22 protein-coding genes are annotated in these 20,023 nt (G+C 72.5%); 19 read left to right on the top strand and 3 right to left on the bottom strand.

Annotation, left to right across the window (positions count from 1 at the left end):
- Window positions 1–54 precede the first annotated feature (54 nt).
- The 5 genes from RB146_10515 (at window position 55) to RB146_10495 (ending at window position 3,190) form a co-directional block, all read left to right on the top strand.
- Window positions 55–393, top strand: coding sequence for a hypothetical protein (locus RB146_10515; GenBank protein ID MDQ7829408.1), 339 nt, complete (start codon window positions 55–57; stop codon window positions 391–393).
- 78 nt (window positions 394–471) lie between these two features.
- On the top strand, window positions 472–1,557 hold the full coding sequence (locus RB146_10510) for a diguanylate cyclase (GenBank protein MDQ7829407.1): 1,086 nt from the start codon (window positions 472–474) through the stop codon (window positions 1,555–1,557).
- Window positions 1,558–1,633: 76 nt separating this feature from the next.
- Complete coding sequence (locus tag RB146_10505; protein ID MDQ7829406.1) at window positions 1,634–1,867, top strand: DUF6496 domain-containing protein; 234 nt, start codon at window positions 1,634–1,636, stop codon at window positions 1,865–1,867.
- 523 nt (window positions 1,868–2,390) lie between these two features.
- Window positions 2,391–3,002: an ATP-binding cassette domain-containing protein gene (locus RB146_10500; GenBank protein ID MDQ7829405.1), complete on the top strand. Its 612-nt coding sequence runs from the start codon at window positions 2,391–2,393 to the stop codon at window positions 3,000–3,002.
- Window positions 2,999–3,190, top strand: coding sequence for a hypothetical protein (locus tag RB146_10495; GenBank protein ID MDQ7829404.1), 192 nt, complete (start codon window positions 2,999–3,001; stop codon window positions 3,188–3,190). The genes RB146_10500 and RB146_10495 overlap by 4 nt, the downstream gene beginning before the upstream one ends.
- 46 nt (window positions 3,191–3,236) lie before the next feature.
- Here RB146_10495 and RB146_10490 read toward each other — a convergent pair whose 3' ends face one another.
- On the bottom strand, window positions 3,237–3,599 hold the full coding sequence (locus tag RB146_10490; protein MDQ7829403.1) for a 4a-hydroxytetrahydrobiopterin dehydratase: 363 nt from the start codon (window positions 3,597–3,599) through the stop codon (window positions 3,237–3,239).
- Window positions 3,600–3,750: 151 nt separating this feature from the next.
- On the opposite strand from RB146_10490, the gene RB146_10485 reads away from it, so the two are divergent.
- From RB146_10485 to RB146_10450, 8 genes are all read left to right on the top strand, one after another.
- The gene (locus tag RB146_10485) at window positions 3,751–4,467 is read left to right on the top strand and encodes a type II toxin-antitoxin system prevent-host-death family antitoxin (protein MDQ7829402.1); all 717 of its coding nucleotides are present in this window, start codon (window positions 3,751–3,753) and stop codon (window positions 4,465–4,467) included.
- 163 nt (window positions 4,468–4,630) lie between these two features.
- Window positions 4,631–4,777, top strand: a complete 147-nt coding sequence (locus tag RB146_10480; protein MDQ7829401.1) for a hypothetical protein — start codon at window positions 4,631–4,633, stop codon at window positions 4,775–4,777.
- 103 nt (window positions 4,778–4,880) lie between these two features.
- Window positions 4,881–6,218 carry a tetratricopeptide repeat protein gene (locus RB146_10475; protein MDQ7829400.1) on the top strand — a complete coding sequence of 446 codons (1,338 nt, stop codon included), beginning with the start codon at window positions 4,881–4,883 and terminating at the stop codon, window positions 6,216–6,218.
- Between the two features lie 121 nt (window positions 6,219–6,339).
- Complete coding sequence (locus RB146_10470; protein MDQ7829399.1) at window positions 6,340–7,812, top strand: aldehyde dehydrogenase family protein; 1,473 nt, start codon at window positions 6,340–6,342, stop codon at window positions 7,810–7,812.
- A complete protein-coding gene (locus tag RB146_10465) occupies window positions 7,805–8,242 on the top strand; it encodes a cupin domain-containing protein (GenBank protein ID MDQ7829398.1) in 438 nt (145 codons plus the stop codon). Before RB146_10470 ends, RB146_10465 begins: the two co-directional genes overlap by 8 nt.
- Before the next feature lie 368 nt (window positions 8,243–8,610).
- A complete protein-coding gene (locus tag RB146_10460; protein ID MDQ7829397.1) occupies window positions 8,611–9,378 on the top strand; it encodes an ABC transporter ATP-binding protein in 768 nt (255 codons plus the stop codon).
- Complete coding sequence (locus RB146_10455) at window positions 9,375–10,163, top strand: ABC transporter permease (GenBank protein MDQ7829396.1); 789 nt, start codon at window positions 9,375–9,377, stop codon at window positions 10,161–10,163. The genes RB146_10460 and RB146_10455 overlap by 4 nt, the downstream gene beginning before the upstream one ends.
- A 52-nt stretch (window positions 10,164–10,215) precedes the next feature.
- A complete protein-coding gene (locus RB146_10450) occupies window positions 10,216–11,091 on the top strand; it encodes an alpha/beta hydrolase (GenBank protein MDQ7829395.1) in 876 nt (291 codons plus the stop codon).
- Window positions 11,092–11,130: 39 nt separating this feature from the next.
- Here RB146_10450 and RB146_10445 read toward each other — a convergent pair whose 3' ends face one another.
- Window positions 11,131–11,589, bottom strand: coding sequence for a hypothetical protein (locus RB146_10445; protein MDQ7829394.1), 459 nt, complete (start codon window positions 11,587–11,589; stop codon window positions 11,131–11,133).
- A gap of 181 nt (window positions 11,590–11,770) precedes the next feature.
- Here RB146_10445 and RB146_10440 point away from each other — a divergent pair, with 181 nt between their 5' ends.
- Both RB146_10440 and RB146_10435 read left to right on the top strand, forming a co-directional pair.
- Window positions 11,771–12,487, top strand: a complete 717-nt coding sequence (locus RB146_10440) for a class I SAM-dependent methyltransferase (protein MDQ7829393.1) — start codon at window positions 11,771–11,773, stop codon at window positions 12,485–12,487.
- 20 nt (window positions 12,488–12,507) lie between these two features.
- Window positions 12,508–13,947: a S41 family peptidase gene (locus tag RB146_10435; protein MDQ7829392.1), complete on the top strand. Its 1,440-nt coding sequence runs from the start codon at window positions 12,508–12,510 to the stop codon at window positions 13,945–13,947.
- Between the two features lie 14 nt (window positions 13,948–13,961).
- On the opposite strand, the gene RB146_10430 is transcribed toward RB146_10435, so the two are convergent.
- Complete coding sequence (locus RB146_10430; GenBank protein MDQ7829391.1) at window positions 13,962–14,546, bottom strand: DUF3105 domain-containing protein; 585 nt, start codon at window positions 14,544–14,546, stop codon at window positions 13,962–13,964.
- Window positions 14,547–14,571: 25 nt separating this feature from the next.
- Between RB146_10430 and fdrA the strand changes: the two genes are divergently transcribed.
- The 4 genes from fdrA to RB146_10410 all read left to right on the top strand — a co-directional run bounded on the left by fdrA (window position 14,572) and on the right by RB146_10410 (window position 20,004).
- On the top strand, window positions 14,572–16,368 hold the full coding sequence (gene fdrA / locus RB146_10425; protein MDQ7829390.1) for an acyl-CoA synthetase FdrA: 1,797 nt from the start codon (window positions 14,572–14,574) through the stop codon (window positions 16,366–16,368).
- Window positions 16,369–16,481: 113 nt separating this feature from the next.
- Window positions 16,482–18,092 carry an ABC transporter substrate-binding protein gene (locus RB146_10420; GenBank protein MDQ7829389.1) on the top strand — a complete coding sequence of 537 codons (1,611 nt, stop codon included), beginning with the start codon at window positions 16,482–16,484 and terminating at the stop codon, window positions 18,090–18,092.
- Between the two features lie 57 nt (window positions 18,093–18,149).
- Complete coding sequence (locus RB146_10415; protein MDQ7829388.1) at window positions 18,150–19,103, top strand: ABC transporter permease; 954 nt, start codon at window positions 18,150–18,152, stop codon at window positions 19,101–19,103.
- 4 nt (window positions 19,104–19,107) lie between these two features.
- Window positions 19,108–20,004, top strand: a complete 897-nt coding sequence (locus tag RB146_10410; GenBank protein MDQ7829387.1) for an ABC transporter permease — start codon at window positions 19,108–19,110, stop codon at window positions 20,002–20,004.
- The last annotated feature ends 19 nt before the right edge of the window (window positions 20,005–20,023 follow it).

The following is a 20,023-nucleotide window of genomic DNA, read 5'->3' as shown; positions in this document are numbered from 1 at the left end:
GGGCTCGCCGAGGCCGCCCGCAACCTGGCCGAGAACATCCTGGGCCCGGGCACCGTGACCCACGTCGCTGCCGCCTACGGCGGTGCGCTGATCACCCTCCGCTGGGAGTCGCCGACCTACCGGGCCACGCACGAGCTAGCCTTCAACCAGGAACTGCTGTACACCGAGGCGGCATTCGCCACGGCGGCCATCATGCGCTACCTCCAGGAGGTGCGGCAGGTCCGCTTCGTCATCCTCCACCGCAACCGGGTGCTGGCCACCGGCCAGGGCAGCCGCAGCGGGGTCCGGGTGCGGTTTGCCCCGGAGCTCGGGGGCGGAGAGTACGTGCCGCCGGCCCAGCCGGAGCAGCCGGCAAGGTCCGGAGGTGGGGGATCGGCCAACGCCGTCCGCTAGCGCTTCCCGGTCTGCACCATCCCCCCGGTGGGCATATCTCGTAGGCTGCCCCTGAGGGGCGCCGGGAGGATGGAACCGGTGCCGCCCGCGTTGCACCAGTCTACGGCCGGTCCCCGGGAGACGGTCCCGACGCGCCGGGCCCCGCTCCAGATGGGGATGCGCCCCGCCCGCGTGCTGGTGATCGACGACGACCCCTGGGTGCGGACGGCGGCCAGGCGCGCGCTGGAGCCGTTGGGCGCCGTCGTCGAGGCCGCTCCGTCGGCGGCCGAGGGGCTGGCGGCGGCGCGCGCCGCTCCTCCCGACCTCGTGATCCTGGACAGCACTCTCCCCGACGGGGAGGGATTCGCGGTGCTGGAACGGCTGCGCGAGGAGGCCGCCACCCACGCCGCCCCCGTCCTCTTCCTGGGCGCCGACGACGACCCCAACACCGAAGTCCAGGCCCTGGAGCACGGCGCCGCCCACTACCTGGTGAAGCCGTTCATCCTGCCCCGCCTGGTGGCCCGGGTGCACGCCATGGTGCGGCAGCGCAGCCGGGAGGAGGGGCTGCGCCAGCGCGTGCGCTTCCTGGAGGAGATCGCCGTCTCCGACCCGCTCACGACGCTGCGCAACCGCCGCGCCCTCGAGGAGGGGCTCTACCTGGAGGCGGAGCGGGCCCGTCAGCGCCACCACCCGCTCTCCTGCGTGGTCCTGGACATCGACGGGTTCAAGGGGATCAACGACCGGTATGGCCACCGCGTCGGCGACGAGGTGCTGGCCCAGGTGGCCAAGACCATCCTCGAGCGCCGCCGCGAGCGGGACGTGGTGGGCCGTTACGGGGGCGAGGAGTTCGTGTGGCTCATGCCCGAGGTGGGGCGGGAGATGGCCCTGGAGCTGGCGGAGTGGCTGCGCCGGACCATCGAGGAGATGGAGATCCCCACCGGCGAGGAGAGCTTCACCTTCACCGTCAGCCTGGGCGTCTCCACCTACTGCTGGAGAGAGCACGGCGTCGTCGCGGCGGACCTGCTCTTCGAGGCGGCGGACAGGGCGCTGCTGCGGGCCAAAGCCGCGGAGAAGAACCAGGTGGTGTTCATGGACCTCCTCCAGGCCGCGGCCGAGAAGGACGGACCGCGCCAGCGCCCTGGATTTGACGGTGCGCTACCTGTCGAGTCTGCTCCGGGATCGTAGTCATGCGCCTACGTGCCTGCTGAAGGCGACGCCTCGCAGTCAGGGGGAAAACGTCCTCGGGAGTCACGACGGAACAATGGAGGATGCCATGGCACGGTACGGGCCGAAAGCCCAGCAGGCTGTGGAAGAGACAATGCGCAAATACAAGCGCGGACGGCTCCGCAGCGGGAGCGGCCGGAAGGTGAAGAGCCGCCGGCAGGCCATCGCCATCGGTTTGGCTGAGGCCAGGGAGAAAGGAGCAAAGGTCCCACGCCCGCCGAAGCGGTCGAGCAGGCGGCGGGCGGCGGGCAGGAGCCGGAGGAGGCGCTAGCGGGTTCCGCCCTGGAAAACGGGAGGAGGCAACCCGCGTCACTTCAGGGTCTCGGCCGCCCGTGCTGGGGAGAATGACGGGGACTCCCGCCCGCGGCGAATCGACCTGATGAGACCAATCGCCGTGCACAGGGAACCACGAGGAGGTGAGCGCAGGCTGTCGAAGGTGTCCATCTGAGGGTCGTTGCTCATCGTGGAGCGGTGACAGGAGGCTGCCGACCGCGGCTGGGGCATGGTGGAGATCTCTGAGCTCTCCGCGGGCTACGATGGTCCGTCGGTGCTGCACGAGATCACGCTGGCCATCCCCGCCGGCTTTCACGTCATCCCGGGACCGAACGGGGCAGGGAAGACGACGCTCTTCCGCGTGGTGGCGGGGATCCTGCCTCCACGTGCCGGGCGAGTGGTGGTGTTGGGCGAGGACGTGCAGGCCCAGCCGGCGATCAAGCGGCGCGTGGCGTATCTCCCCCATCGCGCTGGTCTTCATCCCGCCCTGACAGTGTCGGAGAATCTCGAGTTCTGGGCTCGTGTCCTCGGCCTCGCCCCGCGGGACCGCCACATCCGGATCGAGGGCGCGCTGGACCGCATGGGGATCAGGTCGCTCCGGGCGCACGCCGGCCGGCCGGTTGAGCCGCGGACAGGCCCAGCGGGTCGCCATTGCACGTGCCATGCTGGCAGACCCTCAGGTCTTCCTGCTGGACGAGCCCACCATGGGTCTCGATCCGGAGTCGGCGCGCGCGGTGCGCGACCTCCTCAAGCAGTTCGCCCGCGACCAGCGCATCGTCGTGTACTCCACGCACAACCTCTACGAGGCCTCGGAGCTGGCCGAAGAGGTCATCGTGCTGGCCGCAGGGCGCGTGGCCGCGCGCGGGACGGTCGAGGCGTTGCGCCGGCAGTTCGCGACCCGATGGCGAGTGGCCCTGCGCGTCGGCGGCGATCCCCGACCGGTGTTCGCCGCACTCGGATACTCCCCGGTCCAGGAGGGACCGCGGTGGATCGTCGAGATCACGCGTAGCCATCACGTGGGCCGGATCGTGCAGGCGATGGTGGAGGCGGGATTGGAGGTGCAGGAGGTCACGGAGGTCGGCAGTCCCCTGGAAGCCGTCTACTTCGGAGCACGAGACGCGCCGCCGCCGTGACCGACCGCCCCGCCGCCTTCCATCTCGCGAGCGTCCTGATCTGGCGGAGTTACCGGGAGCAGCGCGCGAAGCTGGTCCTCCTCCCGCTGGCGTTTGCCAGCCTCATCGCCCTGGTCCTGGCGAGCGTCGCCACCGGCCTGACGGTCCTGGGCCGCTGGTTCAGGCTGGCCGCGCTCCTCGAGTCTTAGGCCCAGCGCCGGCGGACCTCTTCCCGGATCCAGCTCGAGGCGGCTCTCATCCCTGTGCGCCCTGGGCCTCCTGGGTTTCCGCCCACAGCCGGTCGATCTTGGCCGCCATGATGAAGTCGTTTTCCGACAGTCCGCCGATGGCGTGGGTCGTCAGGGTGAAGGTCACGCGGCGGTAGCGGATGGTGATGTCCGGGTGGTGGTTCTCCTCCTCGGCCAGCGCCGCCACCCGGTTCACGAAGGCGATCCCGTCGAGGAAGCGTCGGAACCGGAAGGTGCGGCTCAGGGTGCGGGCGTCGTCGCTGAGGGCCCACGCGGGGACCTGAGGGGCGAGGGCTTCCGCTTGGGCGCGCTCCAGCGGTGGGACCCCGCCCTCGCAGGGAACACAGCGGCGGTCGGCCAGTGTCGTCATCCGGACCCCTCCTTCCGGTAGCCTCGACCGGGCCCCGGTGGGGAAGGCAGCAGGAACGAGGCAGCCGGCGGCGTAGTACAAGACTATAATCATGGTCTTTTTTCTGTCTATATCCTGACCAGGGGCGCTCGGGGCGGGAGGGACGGCGACGATGCGCGTGGTGAACACGGTGGAGCTGAAGGCCCGGACGAACGCGCTGCTGCGCGAGGTGGCGCGGGGCGAGGCGGTGATCATCACCCTGCGGGGGAAGCCGGTGGCCGCGCTAACCCGGCTCACCGACGCAGACCTGGAGGAGTTCGTCCTGCGCCACCGACAGGACGCGACACGCGTCCCGGCCGCAGAGACCGTCCGCTACCGCTACTTCACGGTGGAGGCCCCCTTCGGCCCGGTCTACGTGGCCTACGGGCCCGCCGGGCCGGTCCTGGTCTCCCGGGCCGCCTCCCCGGCCGCCTTCGAGCAGGACGCTGAACGGTACCTGGGCGCCCGGCCGGTCCTCGACGCCGCCCCGCCCGCGGAGCTGCGGGCGGAGGTGACGCGGGCCATCCGCGACCGCGTCCCCTACCGCGGCCGCGTCGACCTGTCGCGGGTGCCGCGCTTCGAGCGCGCGGTCCTCCAGGCGCTGCGGCGCATCCCGCCGGGACAGGTGCGGACCTACGGGCAGCTGGCGCGGGCGCTCGGCAAACCGGGCGCGGCGCGGGCGGTGGGGATGGCGTGCGCCCGCAACCCGCTGCCGCTGCTCATCCCCTGTCACCGCGTCATCCGCAGTGACGGGGCGCTGGGCGGTTACTCGCTGGACGGGGGCGTGGCCCTGAAGCGACAGCTCCTCGAAGCGGAGGGCGCCCTGCCAGCGCTCCTGGCGGTGCGGTAGCCCAGGCCGCGCGGCGCGCGGCGCCCGCGGCCCCCCCTGGGCGCGGAGGCCGCGAGCTCTCAAAAAGCCATCATCACTAAGCAATTAAAGGAAGCGGCCACTCGGTCGTGGAAGCGCCCTCCCGGGGCGGGTCCCAATTCTGCCAATCGGGGGGGAACGATCCATGGCCGATCTACGCAGGCTGTGCGTTGCCGTTGCTGTCGCGCTGCTCTTCGCCGTTACGACACTGGCCGCCGCGCCGGTGGCCGCTGCGCCCGAACTGCCGGGCGAGAACGCCATCCAGGCCCCGGAACTGCCGGGGGAGAACTAGCCAGGCGTGCGCGGGGACCCGCCCCGCCCGATCCGCCAGAGTTCCCAGCAGTGCAGCGAGCCCGGCAGGGTTCCCCAGCGGTGCAGCGAACCACTGTAGGGTCATGGTCAAGCAGCAGAAGACTTCCACCGAACCGGCTCCATCTTCGGCCCCGGCGTGGCTCCTGGCCTTCGGCGAGCGCCTGGAGCGCGCCCGCGGCCACGCCGGCCTGACGCAGGCGGGCCTGGCGCAGGGAGAGCTCTCCAAGAGCTTCGTCAGCCTGCTCGAGACCGGACGCTCCTACCCGTCGGTGGAGACGTTGCTGCTCCTGGCCGGGCGCCTGTGCACCTCCGTCGCGGGACTGGTGCTCGACGGGCCGGCGCTGCGCCTGGACACCGCACTCAGCCTGGCCCTCCTCGCCCGTTCGGCGGTCGACGCCGACCCGAAGCTGGCTCGGGCCCTGCTCGAGACTGTGGACCGCCTGGTACCGGACCTGCCGGTCCCGGTTCGGCTCGACGTGGCCGTCATCACGGCTCGGGCGGCGCTGGCCGAGGAGCGCCTGGACGAGGCCGAGCGGGCGCTCACGCAGGTGGTGCAGCAGGCCGAGACGGCCCAGGCCCTGGCCCCGCAGGCGCGGGCGCTGGCCCTGCTGGGACGCATCGCCCTGATCCGCCGCCGCTTCGACCAGGCTGCGGGCCACCTCACCCGGGCCGTGGCGCTGTTTCGGAAGGCCGACGCGCTGCGCAGCGAGGGCGGCATCGAGGCGTTGATCTGGCTGGGGTCGGCGGCCGTGAAAGTGGGGCGCCCCCGCTTCGCCCGGCGCACCTATGAGCACGCGCTGCGGCTGGCCCGCCGGCTAAAGCTCGTCGGGTTGCAGGGACAGGCGCTGCTCGGCCTGGGCTACCTGGCCTGGGCGGCCGGCGACCTGGCCGAGGCCACGCGCCTGATGCAGGCGTCCCGTGATGCCTTTCAGACCAGCGAGGACCGGCTCCACCTCTCCAGCAGCCTGCTCACCCTCACCACGCTCTACCTGGAGCAGGGGCGGCTCGACGAGGCGCTGGCCAGCGGCCGCCAGGTGGTGCGGTTGCGCCAGCAGCTGGGCAATCTCCGGCAGCTCAGCAGCGCGCTGGAGACCCTGGCCCAGGTGCACCTGGCCCGCGGCGACCTGGGCTCGGCGGAGCAGACCGCGCGCGAGGCCCTGGCGGAAGCGCGCCGCGCGGAGGACCCGCAGCAGGAGGCGCGGGCCCGGGCGGCGCTCGGCCGGGTCGAGGCGGCGCAGGGGCGGCGCGCGCCCGCGCTGCGCCACCTGCGCGAGGCGCTGGCCACGTTCGAACGGCTGGGGCTGGCCGAGGATGCCGCCGAGGCGGCGCGCCACCTCTCGCAGGTGTTGCAGGCCGCGGGTCGGCACGACGAGGCGGCCCGCTACCTCCACCGAGCTTTCCGCCCGCGCAGCCTTCCCTGAGCCCGCCCGCCGCCAGCCGCGGCCCTGCACGCTCCCGGGTAGGGCCGTGCTGTCGTTCAGGGGCCGGGCGTGGGATAATCTCTCCCGCCGCAGCCAGGCGGCCTCGAGGAGGCGGATCAGGATGCCGGAGCGGTTCTCCATGATCATCGGCGGACGGTCGGTCGACGGGCAGAGCGGCGAGGTGATGGAGGTGCGCAACCCGGCCCGCATCGACGAAGTGGTCGGCCTCGTCCCCCGCGGCGGGCGCGAGGATGTCCGGGCGGCCGTGGAGGCCGCCGTGGAGGCGCTGCGCACCTCCTGGTGGCCGCGCCTTCACGAGTCCCGCCAGCGCGGCCGGGTCCTGCAGCGCTACGTGGCCCTGGTGGAGGCGCACAAGGACGAGCTGGCGCGCACGCTCACCCGGGAGCAGGGGAAAGTCTACCGCGAGTCGGTGGCCGAGCTGGACAGCCTGATCAACACCTTCGACTACTATGCGGGCTACGCCGGGAAGATCGCCGGCGAGGTGAAGTACGTCCGGGACGGGGACAGCGTCATCAAGGTGGAGACCCGCAAGCAGCCGGTAGGGCTGTGCGCGGCCATCCTTCCCTTCAACTTCCCCGTCTCCCTCTACGCTTGGAAGGTCGCTCCCGCGCTCATCGCCGGGAACGCGGTGCTGATCAAGCCGGCCAGCACCACCCCGATCACCGACATCCTGCTCACGCAGCTCCTCCAGGAGGCGGGGGTCCCGCCGGGGATCGCCAGCATCGTCACCGGGCCGGCAGCCACCGTGGGCGACGAGATCCTGCGCGCCCCCGAGGTGAAGCGCATCGCCTTCACCGGTTCCACCGAGGTGGGGCGGCAGGTGGCGGCCACGGCGACGCCCCTGCTCAAGCACGTGACCCTGGAGCTGGGCGGCAGCGACCCGACGGTGGTGGCCGAGGACGCCGACCTGGCACTGGCCGCAGAGACCATCGTCCGCTCGGGACGCTTCCGCAACGCCGGGCAGTCCTGCACCTCGGTGAAGCGGGTCTACGTGGTAGCCTCGGTCTTCGAGCGCTTCATGGACCTGCTGACGGCCGCGACGCGGGCGCTGCGCGTGGGGGACGGGCTGCTGCCCGAGACCGACATGGGCCCACTCAACAACGAGCAGCAGCGCGAGGACGTGGAGCGGCTGCTTGCCGACGCGCTCGCGCGTGGGGCGGAGGCCGTGGTGGGCGGCCGGCGCCTGACCGAGGGGGCGTATGCGCGCGGGTACTTCTTCGCGCCCACCGTGCTGGTGAACGTCCCCCCCGATGCGGCCATCTGGCGGGAGGAGTGCTTCGGTCCCGTGCTCCCGGTGATGGCGGTGCGCGACCTGGAGGAGGGGATCGCCCGCGCCAACGAGACCGCCTACGGCCTGGGCGCGGGGCTCTGGTCGGAGAGCGACCGGACCATCGAGCGGTTCATCGCCGGCATCGAGTCGGGGATCGTCTGGGTGAACTACAAGCCGCTGAGCGTCCCGGAGACGCCCTTCGGCGGGGTGAAGGACAGCGGGGTCGGGCGGGAGCTGGGCGCGGAGGGGCTGGCGGAGTACCTGGAGACGAAGTCCATTCGCAAGTACATCGGCCGTGCCTGAGCGGCGCCACAACGCCCCGACCCGCCGGCCCACCCACCCGGGGCGGTCTGCCAGCCGGCGGCGTGCCATCCGCGGGCGCCGGGGCGGGGTACGGGTCATCGACGTGCTGAGCCGGGCTCGCCGCGCCACCCGTGACCTCTTCGAGGTGCTCGAGACGGGCGGGCGGCTGCAGGTCGCCTTCATGAGCCTGGCACCGGGCCAGACCTCGGGAGAGCCGTCTGCGCACGTCGATGCGGATCAGCTCATCTACGTCCTCAGCGGCACCGGCAAGGCGGAGGTGGCGGGCCGCACCTACCGGCTGCCGACGGGGAGCCTGGCCGTCATCCCGGCGGGCGCGGTCCACCAGATTCGCAACACCGGCACGGAGCCGATGACCTCCCTCAACGTCTACGCCCCTCCCGAATACGCGCCGCGCTACCGGGAGCGCTGAGGCCGGGGAGGGGGGGCCAGGCGTTGGGCGCCTGGCCCTTGCGTCTCCACCCGGCCTCTCGTATAGTCGCCTCGCGTCCTCCCATGTCCAGCTGCGGAGGTGGTCTCTCATGACCGGACGCGACCGCCAGGGCTGACAACCTAGCCGGCGTTCTCTCCTTCCGCTCCGACCCCGCTCGGGGTCGGGAACTCCGTCTTCAACCTGCCACAGTGGATGCTGGCGCCGGTCGAGCCGACCGCGGCCCGTGCCTGCCGTCGGGCTCCGGTCCTGCACCCGTGTGCGCCCATAGGTCGGGGAGCGCCGCGCGGGGAGAGTCACAACGAAGATATGTCGTTGTCATTCAGTACAGAAGGAGGCGGACCCCACCCATGGAGACGGTGATCGAGGTGGCAAATCTGACGAAGCGCTTCAACGGCCAGGTGGCCGTGGACGGGATCTCGCTGCGGGTCCGGCGGGGGGAGTTCCTGGGGTTCCTGGGACCCAACGGGGCCGGCAAGACGACGACCATCGGCATGCTGCTCGGGATCGTGGCGCCGACGGCGGGGACGGTGCGCATCCTGGGGCGGCCGATGCCGCGGGAGCGGCAGGCCATCCTCATGCGGGTGAACTTCTCCTCCCCCTACGTGACCATGCCCCACGCGCTCTCCGCCTGGGAGAACCTGCTCGTCTTCGCCCACCTCTACCTGGTCCCGCAGCCGCGGGCGCGCATCCACACGCTGGCGGAGCGGTTCGGCGTCGCCCATCTGCTCCACCGGCCGGTGCGGGCCCTCTCCTCGGGGGAGGCCGCCCGGGTGAACCTGGTGAAGGCTTTCCTGAACGACCCCGAGGTGCTCTTCCTGGACGAACCCACCGCCTCGCTGGACCCCGAGGCGGCGGACACGGTGCGGACCCACCTGCGGACGCTGCAGCGGGAACGGGAGCTCACCGTCTTCTACACCTCGCACAACATGGGCGAGGTCGAGCGCCTGAGCACCCGCATCGTCTTCCTGCACCGGGGGCGCATCATCGCCGACGGGCCGCCGGCCGAGGTCCTGCGCGCCACCCGCCACGCCACGCTGGAGGAGTTCTTCCTGGCGCTGGCCCGCTCCGGCGAGCCGGCCGGTGCGGCGGACGCGGTGCGGAGGACCGCGTCGTGAGCGCGCGGCGCATCGGCGCCCTGCTGCTGCGCCACCTCTTCGTCTGGCGGCGGAACTGGCAGTCCCTGACCGAGCTGTTCTACTGGCCGCTGGTGGACGTCCTGGTCTTCGGCTTCCTCTCCACCTACCTGACGCAGCGGGCGCCGGTGCCGTTCATCGTCGGGCTGCTGCTCGGGGCGCTCATCCTGTGGGACGTCTTCTTCCGGGTGCAGATGGGGATCACCGTCTCCTTCCTCACCGAGATGTGGAGCCGCAACCTGCTCAACCTCTTCACCAGCCCGCTGAGCCTGAGCGAGTTCCTGGTGGCGCTGATGCTCTTCGGGCTGGTGAAGATCGCCGTCAGCGCCTCCCTCATGGTGGCGGTGGCCTGGGTGCTGTACCGCTTCAACCTCTTCACGCTGGGGTTCCCGCTGGTGCCGCTCGTCGTGGCCGTGGTCCTGTTCGCCTGGGCGGTGGGCACGCTGGTGATGGGGATCCTGCTGCGCTACGGGCTGGCGGCGGAGACCCTGGCCTGGAGTCTCGCCTTCCTCTTCCAGCCCTTCGGGGCGGTCTTCTTCCCGATGAGCGTCTACGCCCCCTGGCTGCAGCGGGTGCTCTGGGCCCTGCCGCTCCCCCACGTCTTCGAGGGGATGCGGGCGGTGCTGCGCAGCGGCCAGCTCCCCACACACCACGTCGTCTGGGCGTTCGGGTTGGACCTGCTCTACCTGGCCCTGGCTTTCGCCTTCTTCGGGCTGATGTTCCAGTCGGCGTTGCGGCAGGGCTCCCTGCTGAAGGCGCACGACTGACCCGGTCCAATGAACGCGGCCGGGGGTTGGAGCGTCTGTACCAGTGAAGGCGATGTGGCTGCTCACTGCCATCCTCATCCTGCTAGCCCTGCTGGCGGCGGGCCCGGTCCACCCCGCGCCGGCCCCGTCACCCGCGCGGCCGCCTGGGCCGGACCTCCAGGTGGAACGCGACCTGCCCTACGGGCCCGACCCGGCCCACCGGCTCGACGCCTACCTGCAGCGGGGGGCCGGGCCGCACCCGGTGGTGGTCTTCGTCCACGGCGGCGGGTGGGTCGCGGGGGACAAGGCGTCGGGCGGTCTGCAGCTGCTGCTCCCGGCGCTGGCTGCGGCCGGGTACAGCGTGCTCTCCATCAACTACCGGCTGGCGCCGCAGCACCGCCACCCCGCCCAGGTGGAGGATGCGCGCCTGGCCGTGCGCTGGGTGCGCGCGCAGGCGACCGCCCTGCGCGTCGACGCCGAGCGGGTGGCGGTGGCGGGCGCCTCCGCCGGCGGGCACATCGCCACGCTGCTGGCCTATACGCCCTGCCCGGGGCGGGACGGCCTCGACCTTGTGCTGCGGCAGCCCTGCCGGCCGCAGACCGTGGTGAACGTCTTCGGGCCCACCGACCTGCGCAGCCTGCCGCAGCCGATCGCCTCGCTCCTGCTCCCGCCGCCGGCCGACCTGGCCGCGCGGGCGGAGGCCTCACCGATCGTCCACGTGTCTCCGGACGATCCCCCGACCGTGACCCTGCACGGCACGCTCGACCCGCTCGTCCCCTACCGGCAGAGCGTGGCGCTCCACGACGCCCTCACCCGCGCGGGCGTCCCCAACCGGCTGGTGACGGTCGAGGGCGGGACGCACGGGACGAACTGGTTCAGCCTGGGCCCGGTGACGGAGGCCTGGCAGCGGGCACTCGTGGACTGGCTCCGCGCCACGCTGGGGCCCTAGCCGACGTTGCGGCGGCCCGGCGCGCTGGTGCCCGGGCGTTCAGAGGCGGACCGAAAAGCTCACCACCACGTTGGGCGCGGCCACGCCGACCAGAGTCAGGGTCAGGCGCGAGCCCAGGTCCTCGGCCCGCACGGCGACGAGCGTCGCGGTGCCCACGGCCACGAGGGCGACCGGGGCGGATACCGGCACCAGGTACAGGAACCGCCCGCGCAGCTTGGCCCCTGCCGGGGTTGTCAGCCGGACGAGTTGCCCGGGGGGAATCTTCACGCCGGCCGGTGCGAAGGCCAGGAAGGTGCCACCCCTCTCACCGACGAGGAAGAGCGTGTAGCACGTCCCCGGGCTGATGACGATGGTGCCGTACACCAGCGCCGCGGTAGGGCAGAACGCCTCCCCCGCCACATAGGTCTTCACCTTGACCTTGGGTCCCTTCGGACCGGCCAGGGCCGGGGTGGGGGCGAGGGCGATGACCAGAGCGACCGCGGCCGCGAGAACGCGCATGGGCGACCACCTCCATCGATCTTCCTGCCCGCCACGGGGGAGGGTATAGACGGCGCCCCCAGGAGTATACTGCTGCCATGAGGCCGTTCGGCTGACGGTGAGCACCTGACACTCCTGCGGCGCGCGCCCGCGCTCCGCCCGGCCTCCCTGCCGATCGACGAGATCGCAGGGAGGTGGAGCGATGGTCCCAGATGTCGTGGATGTTGTGTGCGGGCGTCGCCTCGAGCGGGTGCCCGCCGCTGCATTGCGGGTGTGGGCCCAGACCTACCAGCGCGTGGTGGTGGATCTCGGTGCGGGCGACGGTCGGGCGGCCTACCGTCTTGCCCGAACACATCCGACTTGGGCGGCCCTGGCGGTGGACCCCGATGTCCGCGCCCTCCGCGAGGTCTCGTGGAGGGCCGCACGTCCCGTCCCCCGCGGAGGGGCGCCCAACGCCTGCTTCATTCGGGCTGCGCTGGAGATGCTGCCAGCCGGGTTGGATGCGCTGGCCGACGAGATCCGCATCGCCTACCCATGGGGGTCGCTGCTGCGGACGGTCTTGGGGCAGGATGCGATGGAGTTGCGCCGGATGGTTAGGTTGGGCGCACCCGGTGCGCAGGTCCGGGCCGAGGTGAACCGTTCGGCGCTGGCTGTGGTGCCAGGCGGGCCGGAGGCGGCGGGCCCCGACTTGGCCGCCGCCTGGGAGGCCGCGGGGCTGCGCGTGGTGTCCGTGGTCTGGGGCGCCCCGGCGCTCGAGACGTCCTGGGGACGGCGACTCAACCCGCGTGGCCGTGTCCGGGTCCTGCAGGTGGAGGGGCGGGTGCTCCGGGCTGAAGGGGAGTGCCTGCGGAGGAACCGGGCCGCCGGTGAGGCCGTCCAAGCGGCTGTAGAGACAGGATCGGGACAGCGGAAGGCCTGAAGGGGACAAAGGTGCAGGCGATGCGGATAGCCCTGGTTGCCCTGATGGTCATCCTGGTGGCGGGGTGGGCGGTCCCGCCCGGCACCGTCTCCACGGCGGCCCTGACCGCGGCGGCTGCCCTCCAGGCCCAGGGCCCCCCGGATGCCGTCGCGCAGCCCGCTGGGCAGCTCCCGCCTCCCTCGGCGCTCCTGGTTCAGGTCTTCCAGCTCATCACCGAAGAGGCGCTGGCTCCGCCGCCCTACCCCGCTCTCCTGCAGGCCGCCGTGGAAGGAATGCGCGCGGCGCTGCGGGCCGCGGGCGTGGCCACCCCGCTCGCCGACATCCCCATCACCGGCTACCCCGACCAGGACCTCCAGGCGGTGCTGGCGCGCCTGCAGCGGGCCACCGCACTGCTCTCGGGCGGGCCGGCGGGATCGGCCGGATCGATGGAGGTGGCCTACGCCGCCGTCAAGGCCATGGTGGCGGCGGTGCGCGAGGCCAACTCCGTCTTCCTCACCCCAGACGAGCAGGCGCGCTTCAGCCGCAGCGAGAGCGGCGAGTTCGTGGGGATCGGCGTGGTGCTGGAGGAGCGGGACGGCCGCGTTGTCATCGCCCGCGTCCTGGAGGAGTCGCCCGCCGCGCAGGCCGGTGTGCTGCCCGAGGACGTCATCGAGGCGGTGAACGGCCAGCCCACCGCCGGGCTGGGGCTGGAGCAGGTCCGGGCGCTCATCGCCGGGGAGGAAGGCGGGGTGGTGACGCTGCAGCTGCTGCGGCCCGCCACCGGCACCCAGGTCGTGGTCTCGATCACGCGCGCCCGCATCCGGCAGCGGACGCTCACGGCCCGGCTGGTCGCCCCGGCGGTCGGGTACGTGCGCCTGACGCAGTTCCGGCGGGGGGTGGCGCAGGAACTGGGGCAGGCCCTGACGGCGCTGCGAGCCGAGGGGGCGCGGGGGATCGTCCTCGACCTGCGCGACAACCCCGGCGGGCTGCTGAACGAATCGGTGGACGTGGCCAGCTACTTCCTCGACGACGGCATCGTGATCACCGTCCAGGAGCGCACGAGCTCGCGCACCTATACCGTCCGCCCGCGCCAGCCCAAGTTCACCCGCGCCGTGGCCGTGCTGGTGAACCGGGGCAGCGCCAGCGCCTCGGAGGTCGTGGCGGGGGCGCTGCAGGACGCGGGGATCCGCCTGGTCGGGGAGACGACGTTCGGGAAGGCCACGATCCAGCTCGTCTACGAGTTTCCCGACGGCAGCGCCCTGCGGCTGACCGTGGCCCGCTACCTGACCCGCAGCGGGCGCGACATCAGCGGGCGCGGGCTGGTACCCGACCTGGTCGTGCCCTTGGGGATGGCGGTGGCGGGCACCCCCAATGACGCCCAGCTGCAGCGCGCGGTCATGCTGGTGAGCGACCTGGTGCGCGGCGTGGCCCACAGCCGCCGCTCCCCGCCCGCCGCCCTGGCCTGGGCGTCGGGCTTCTGACCTCCGTCGCACCGCTAGGGGGCGTTGCGCTCGGGGCCCACCCGGCCCCGGTGGGCGTCGATGAACCGCACGATGGTCGCCTCGTCGAAGGCCTGCAGCTTCAGGAGCCGCCCCCAGGCAGCCAGGGCGATGGGGACGTCGTTTGCCGGCCGCGGCGTCACGATGACCTTCGTGCGGTAGCGGCCGGCGATGGCCGTCAGCCGGTCGGCGAGCGCCCGGTCGTCGCGGTTGCGGTAGGAGATCCACACCCCGCCGTGCTCCAGGTTGTGGACCAGCAACTCGTCCGGCAGGACCTCGGTGTGGACTCCCCAGGGCGCAGTGGTGGGCCAGTGAGGGCCGGAGGTCGGCGGGTTCGTCGCATACCCGGTCGCCCGCGTCCCTGGGGCGATGTGGGAGGGCGGCACCGTGGGGACGCGGTAGGGCGTGCGCAGCGAGCCGGTGGCCACCCAGGCCAGCAGGGCGATGAGGAGGACGGTGCCGCCGCCCCAGGTCAGCGCCTGCACACGTCGCCGGCGCGCCGCCGCGGCCCGTTCCGCCGCCCGGCGTTCCTCCCGTCGTCGGCGCCGCTCCTCTGCCTTGCGCGCATCCTTCTTCGCCATCGCTCCTCCCGGTAGTATAACCTCCGTGGTCGTCCGCAGCGTCGTCCGGCACAGCGCCTACGCCGACTCGGTCACCCTCATGCGGGTCCAGCAGGAGGTCCGCCGGCAGGCCGGCGTCGAGGAGGCCGGGCTCGTGCTGGCCACCGAGGCCAACAAGGCGTTGTTGCAGCAGGCCGGCCTGCTCACCCCCGAGGCCTCGACGGCCGGGCCCGACGACCTGGTGATCGCCGTGCGGGCGGTCTCCGAGGAGGCGGCCGCCCGGGCACTGGCGGAGGCGCAGACGCTGCTGAGCCGCCCGCGCGCGTCGGCAGGCGGGGACGCCTACCGTCCCCGCACCCTGGCCGCGGCCCGGCGGCTGCTGCCGCAGGCCACGGTGGCGGCCGTCTCCGTGCCGGGGCGCTTCGCCGCCGGCGTGGCGCGCGAGGCGCTGCGCGAAGGGCTGCACGTCTTCCTCTTCAGTGACAACGTCCCCCTCGAGGAGGAAGTGGCGCTCAAGCGCGAGGCGGCGGAGCGGGGACTGCTGGTCATGGGCCCCGACTGCGGCACCGCCCTCCTCGGGGGCGTGGGCCTGGGGTTCGCCAACCGGGTGCGGCGGGGACCGGTGGGGATCGTGGCCGCATCCGGCACGGGCCTGCAGGAAGTGGCCAGCCTGGTGCACCGCTGGGGCAGCGGCGTGAGCCAGGCTATCGGCACCGGCGGGCGCGACGTGAGCGGTGCCGTGGGCGGGGCCACGATGGTCCGGGCGCTGGGCCTCCTGGCTGACGACCCGGCCACCCGGGTCATCGTCCTCGTGAGCAAGCCTCCCGACCCGACGGTGGCGGAGCGGGTCCTGGCAGCGGCGCGGGGGACCGGCAAGCCGGTGGTCGCGGTGTTCGTGGGGGCGGAAGTGGCCGACAGCGGCACCGTCTCCGGCGCGCGCACGCTGGCCGGGGCCGCCCGGCGCGCCGTGCTCCTCGCCGAGGGCGCGGGGGTGCGGGAGGCGCCCCCCGCCGACGCGGAGGCAGAGGCCGGGTCGCTCCCCGAGCCGCTCCGGGCCGAGGCCGCACGGCTGGCGTCAGGGCAGCGCTTCGTGCGCGGCCTCTACAGCGGCGGGACGCTGTGCGCCGAGGCGCAGGCGGTCCTGCGCACCTACGTCGGCCGCGTGCGCTCCAACGCCCCCCTGGACCCGGCGGATGCCCTCCCCGGCACCGGCCCGGCCGTCGAGCACACCCTCCTCGACCTGGGGGCGGACGAGTTCACCCAGGGCCGGCTGCACCCTCTGCTCGACCCTACGCTACGCCTGCAGCGCCTGGCCGCGGAGGCCGCCGACCCCGCCGTCGCGGTGCTCCTCCTCGACGTGGTCCTCGGGGATGCGGTCGAGCCCGATCCCGCCGCCCGGCTGGGCCCCGCGATAGCTCAGGCCCGGGAGGAGGCCCGCCGCAGCGGGCGGACCCTGTGCGTGCTCGGGAGCGTGTGCGGGACCGAGCTGGACCCGCAGGATGCGGAAGCCCAGACGGCGGCCCTGCGGGAGGCAGGGATGCACGTGCTGGACGCCGCCGCCCTGGCGGCCCACGCGGCGGGCCAGCTCCTCCGGCAGCGCGGCGTCCGGGACGGGACGCGCGAGGTCACCCGCCTGGCCGTGCCCGAGGGGGCGGTCCCTCCGCCCGACCCGGGTCCGCTGCGCACGCTGCTCCAGGGCCCGCCGGCCGTGGTGAACGTGGGCCTCGGCCTCTTTGCGGAGAGCCTGGCGCGTCAGGGGGCCCGTGTCATCGACCTGGACTGGCGCCCGCCCGCCGGCGGCCGGGAGCGCTGGCTCGAGCTGCTCGACCGTCTGGAGGCGTAACCGCGCGCCCGGCCCGTCCCTGAAGGCCGGCGGCGCGGTCGGACGGGCAAGGAAGGCCCACGGTCGAAGGCGAATTGTATTATACTTCTCGCCCACGGGAGGTGGAGGAGCGCGTGTCGACCGGTCGGCTCTGGAGAGTGGTCCGGTCTGTGGGTCTGGTGTGGCTCATCGGGGCGCTGGTGCTGCTCCCGGCACTGGCCACCGCCCAGCAGCCGCGGCGCGGCGGTACGCTCGTCTACATCGTGTCGGCAGAACCTCCATCCTTTGACGGCCACCGGGAGACGACCTTCGCTATGCTCCACCCGGTGAAGCCCCACTACAACTACCTGGTGAAGTTCGACACCCAGAACTTCCCCAAGGTCGTCGGCGACCTGGCCGAGTCGTGGACCGTCTCCCGCGACGGACGCACGTACACCTTCAAGATCCGTCAGGGCGTGCGCTGGCACGACGGGTCGCCGCTGACGGCCCGCGACATCCAGGCCACCTACGACAAGATCATCTTCCCGAAGGAAGGGGTCATCAGCGCGCGCCAGGCCATGTACCACATGGTCCAGCGCGTCGAGGCCCCCGACGCCCAGACGGTGGTCTTCCGGCTGAAGTTCGCCTCCCCGGGGTTCGTGGAGAAGCTGGCGTCGCCGTTCAACTTCGTCTACAAGGCGGAGATCCTCGAGCGCGACCCGCGCTGGTACGAGCGCAACATCATGGGCACCGGGCCGTTCCGCTTCGTCGAGTACGTGCGCGGCTCCCACTGGGTCGGGCGGCGCAACGACGAGTACTTCAAGCCCGGCCTGCCCTACCTGGACGGCTTCCGCGCGCTGTTCATCGGCAGCCGCTCGGCGATGATGGCGGCCCTGAAGAGCGGCCAGGCCCTGATCGAGTTCCGCGGCGTCTCGCCGGCGGAGCGGGACGACCTGGTGCGGACCCTGGGGGACCGCATCGCCGTGCAGGAGCAGCCCTGGAACTGCAACCTCATCGTGGTCTTCAACACGCGGCGCAAGCCCTTCGACGACGCGCGGGTGCGCCGGGCCCTCACCCTGGCGGTGGACCGCTGGGGCGGCTCGCAGGCGCTGTCCCAGATCGCCCTGGTCCGCCCGGTGGGCGCGGTGATGCGCCCGGGCTCGGAGTACGCCATGTCCCAGGCCGAGCTGATGCGGCTGGCCGGCTACGGGCGGAACATCACCGCAGCCCGGCAGCAGGCCCGCCAGCTCCTCCGCGAAGCCGGCGTGCCCGAGGGCTTCAGCTTCACCCTGAAGAACCGCAGCATCCAGATGCCGTACGAGCCCGTGGGGGTCTACCTGGTGGACCAGTGGCGGCAGATCGGGCTGAACGTGCGCCACGAGCAGCAGGAGACGGCGCGCTACCTGGCCGACCAGCGCGCCGGGAACTACGAGGCCACGGTGGACTTCGCCTGCGACTTCATCGACGACCCCGACGTGCAGCTGGTGAAGTTCCTCTCCGCCGACGTGAGCCCGCTCAACTACGGCGGGTACATCGACCGGCAGCTCGACGCCTGGTACTTCCGCCAGAGCCGGACGACGGACCGGGCGGAGCGGACCCGCATCATCCGGCAGTTCGAGCGGCGGCTGCTGGACGAGCAGGCCTACGTGATGTACGTCCTGTGGTGGTGGCGCATCATCCCGTACTGGCGGACGCTGCAAGGGTACAAGACCACCACGAACCACTACGTCGAGCCGGACCTGGAGGTCTACTGGCTCTCGCCGTAACGTGCGCGTGCCGTCCCCGGGGGTGGCGGGGCGCCGCCCGCCGGCGGCGCTGACGACGTGACGCGCTACATCCTCACGCGGCTGCTGCTCATCGTCCCCACCCTCGTCACGGTGGCGGTGCTCATCTTCGTCATCATGCGCGTGGTCCCGGGGGACATCGTGGCCCTGCGACTGGTGCTGGGCGGCTCGTACATCACCCCGGGCGTGCTGGAGGCGGAGCGGGCCCGGCTGGGCCTGGACAAGCCCATGTGGGCGCAGTTCGTCGACTACCTGATGGGGCTGGTCCGCTTCGACCTGGGGACCTCGATGTGGTCGGGGGCGCCGGTGGCACGGGAGATCGCCATCCGGCTGCCGCTCACCCTGCAGCTCGCCGTCATGGCCACGGTGGTGGCCGTGGCCGTGGCCATCCCCCTGGGGACGCTGGCCGCCGTCTACCGCGGGCGCTGGATCGACCACGCCGTCCAGGTCTTCAGCGTGGCCGGCCTGGCCGTCCCGTCCTTCTGGCTGGGGATCCTGCTCATCCTCTTCCTGCTCACCGTCTTCCACTACCTCCCCCCGCTCACCTACACCCCGCCCTGGGTGGACCTGCGGGCCAACCTGGCCCAGCTGATCTGGCCAGCGCTGGCGGTGGGCTACCGCTACTCCGCGGTGGCCACGCGCATGACGCGCTCGGCACTGCTGGACGTGCTGCGGGAGGACTACGTGCGCACGGCCTGGGCCAAGGGGCTGGAGCGGCGGGTGATCCTGCGCCGCCACGCCCTGCGCAACGCGTTGCTACCGGTGGTGACGGTCATCGGGCTGGAGTTCGCCTTCCTCATCGGCGGCCTGGTCGTCACCGAGCAGGTCTTCAACCTCAACGGGGTGGGCAAGCTCATCGTCGACGCCATCAGCCAGCGCGACTACACGCTCATCCAGGGGCTGATGCTGCTGGTCGCCTCCGCCTACATCCTGGTGAACTTCCTCACCGACCTGCTCTACGCCTGGCTGGACCCCCGCATCACGTTCGGGTAGGGGCATGGCGCGCGAGACGGTCTTGGAGCGCGTGGTGGCGGTCGGCGGGGTCGCCGCCCGCCGGCCGGCCCACCCCGTCGGGCGTTTCCTGCGACGCTACCCCCTGGGGGCGGCGGGCGGAGCGGTGATCCTCGGCATGCTCCTCATGGGGATTGGCGCCGCCTGGGTGGCCCCCTACAACCCCGTGGCCAACGACTTCGCCAACATGTTCCAGCCGCCCGGCCCGGCCCACTGGTTCGGCACCGACGCCTTCGGCCGGGACGTGCTCAGCCGCATCATCTACGGCGCGCGCACGGCGATGATCGTGGGCTTCGGTGCCTCCGTCCTCGGCGCCACCGTGGGTGCCGTGATCGGCGTGGCCAGCGCCTACTTCGGCGGGTGGACCGACCTGGCGGTGCAGCGGCTGGTGGACATCATGATCTCCTTCCCCATCATCATCCTGGCGCTGGCCATCGTGGCCATCATCGGGGTGGGGACCGACAAGCTCATCCTGGCCATCGCCCTCTCCTTCATCCCGCGGGCGGAGCGGGTGGTCCGCGCCAGCGCCCTCAGCGTCCGGGAGACGGTGTACGTCGAAGCGGCGCGAGCCATCGGCGCGGGCCACCTGCGGATCATCTTCCGCCACATGGCCCCCAACGTCGTCGCCCCCTACCTCGTCATGCTCACCTCCTTCCTCGGCCAGGCCATCCTGCTGGAGGCTTCTCTCTCCTTCCTGGGGCTGGGCGTCTCGGAGCCCACGCCCGCCTGGGGGCTGATGCTGCGCGGGGCGGCGGTGGACTTCGCCACCCGCGCCCCCTGGATGGCGATCTTCCCCGGGCTGGCCATCAGCGTCGCCGTACTGGCCTTCAACATCTTCGGCGACGCGCTGCGGGACGCGCTGGACCCCCGGCTGCGGACCTGACTCGTCCGGGGCGGGAACC

This window comes from Armatimonadota bacterium (assembly GCA_031081585.1).
GTDB lineage: Bacteria > Sysuimicrobiota > Sysuimicrobiia > Sysuimicrobiales > Humicultoraceae > Geohabitans > Geohabitans tengchongensis.
Note: the sequence above shows the minus strand (reverse complement) of the source record. Positions and strands in the feature narration are given on the sequence as shown.

Coding starts and splice junctions, on each gene's coding strand:
- RB146_10505 (MDQ7829406.1), top strand. CDS start 1,634: ATGGAGGATGCCATGGCACGGTACGGGCCGAAAGCCCAGCAGGCTGTG.
- RB146_10490 (MDQ7829403.1), bottom strand. CDS start 3,599: ATGACGACACTGGCCGACCGCCGCTGTGTTCCCTGCGAGGGCGGGGTC.
- RB146_10485 (MDQ7829402.1), top strand. CDS start 3,751: ATGCGCGTGGTGAACACGGTGGAGCTGAAGGCCCGGACGAACGCGCTG.
- RB146_10480 (MDQ7829401.1), top strand. CDS start 4,631: ATGGCCGATCTACGCAGGCTGTGCGTTGCCGTTGCTGTCGCGCTGCTC.
- RB146_10475 (MDQ7829400.1), top strand. CDS start 4,881: ATGGTCAAGCAGCAGAAGACTTCCACCGAACCGGCTCCATCTTCGGCC.
- RB146_10470 (MDQ7829399.1), top strand. CDS start 6,340: ATGCCGGAGCGGTTCTCCATGATCATCGGCGGACGGTCGGTCGACGGG.
- RB146_10460 (MDQ7829397.1), top strand. CDS start 8,611: ATGGAGACGGTGATCGAGGTGGCAAATCTGACGAAGCGCTTCAACGGC.
- RB146_10450 (MDQ7829395.1), top strand. CDS start 10,216: ATGTGGCTGCTCACTGCCATCCTCATCCTGCTAGCCCTGCTGGCGGCG.
- RB146_10445 (MDQ7829394.1), bottom strand. CDS start 11,589: ATGCGCGTTCTCGCGGCCGCGGTCGCTCTGGTCATCGCCCTCGCCCCC.
- RB146_10440 (MDQ7829393.1), top strand. CDS start 11,771: ATGGTCCCAGATGTCGTGGATGTTGTGTGCGGGCGTCGCCTCGAGCGG.
- RB146_10435 (MDQ7829392.1), top strand. CDS start 12,508: ATGCGGATAGCCCTGGTTGCCCTGATGGTCATCCTGGTGGCGGGGTGG.
- RB146_10430 (MDQ7829391.1), bottom strand. CDS start 14,546: ATGGCGAAGAAGGATGCGCGCAAGGCAGAGGAGCGGCGCCGACGACGG.
- RB146_10410 (MDQ7829387.1), top strand. CDS start 19,108: ATGGCGCGCGAGACGGTCTTGGAGCGCGTGGTGGCGGTCGGCGGGGTC.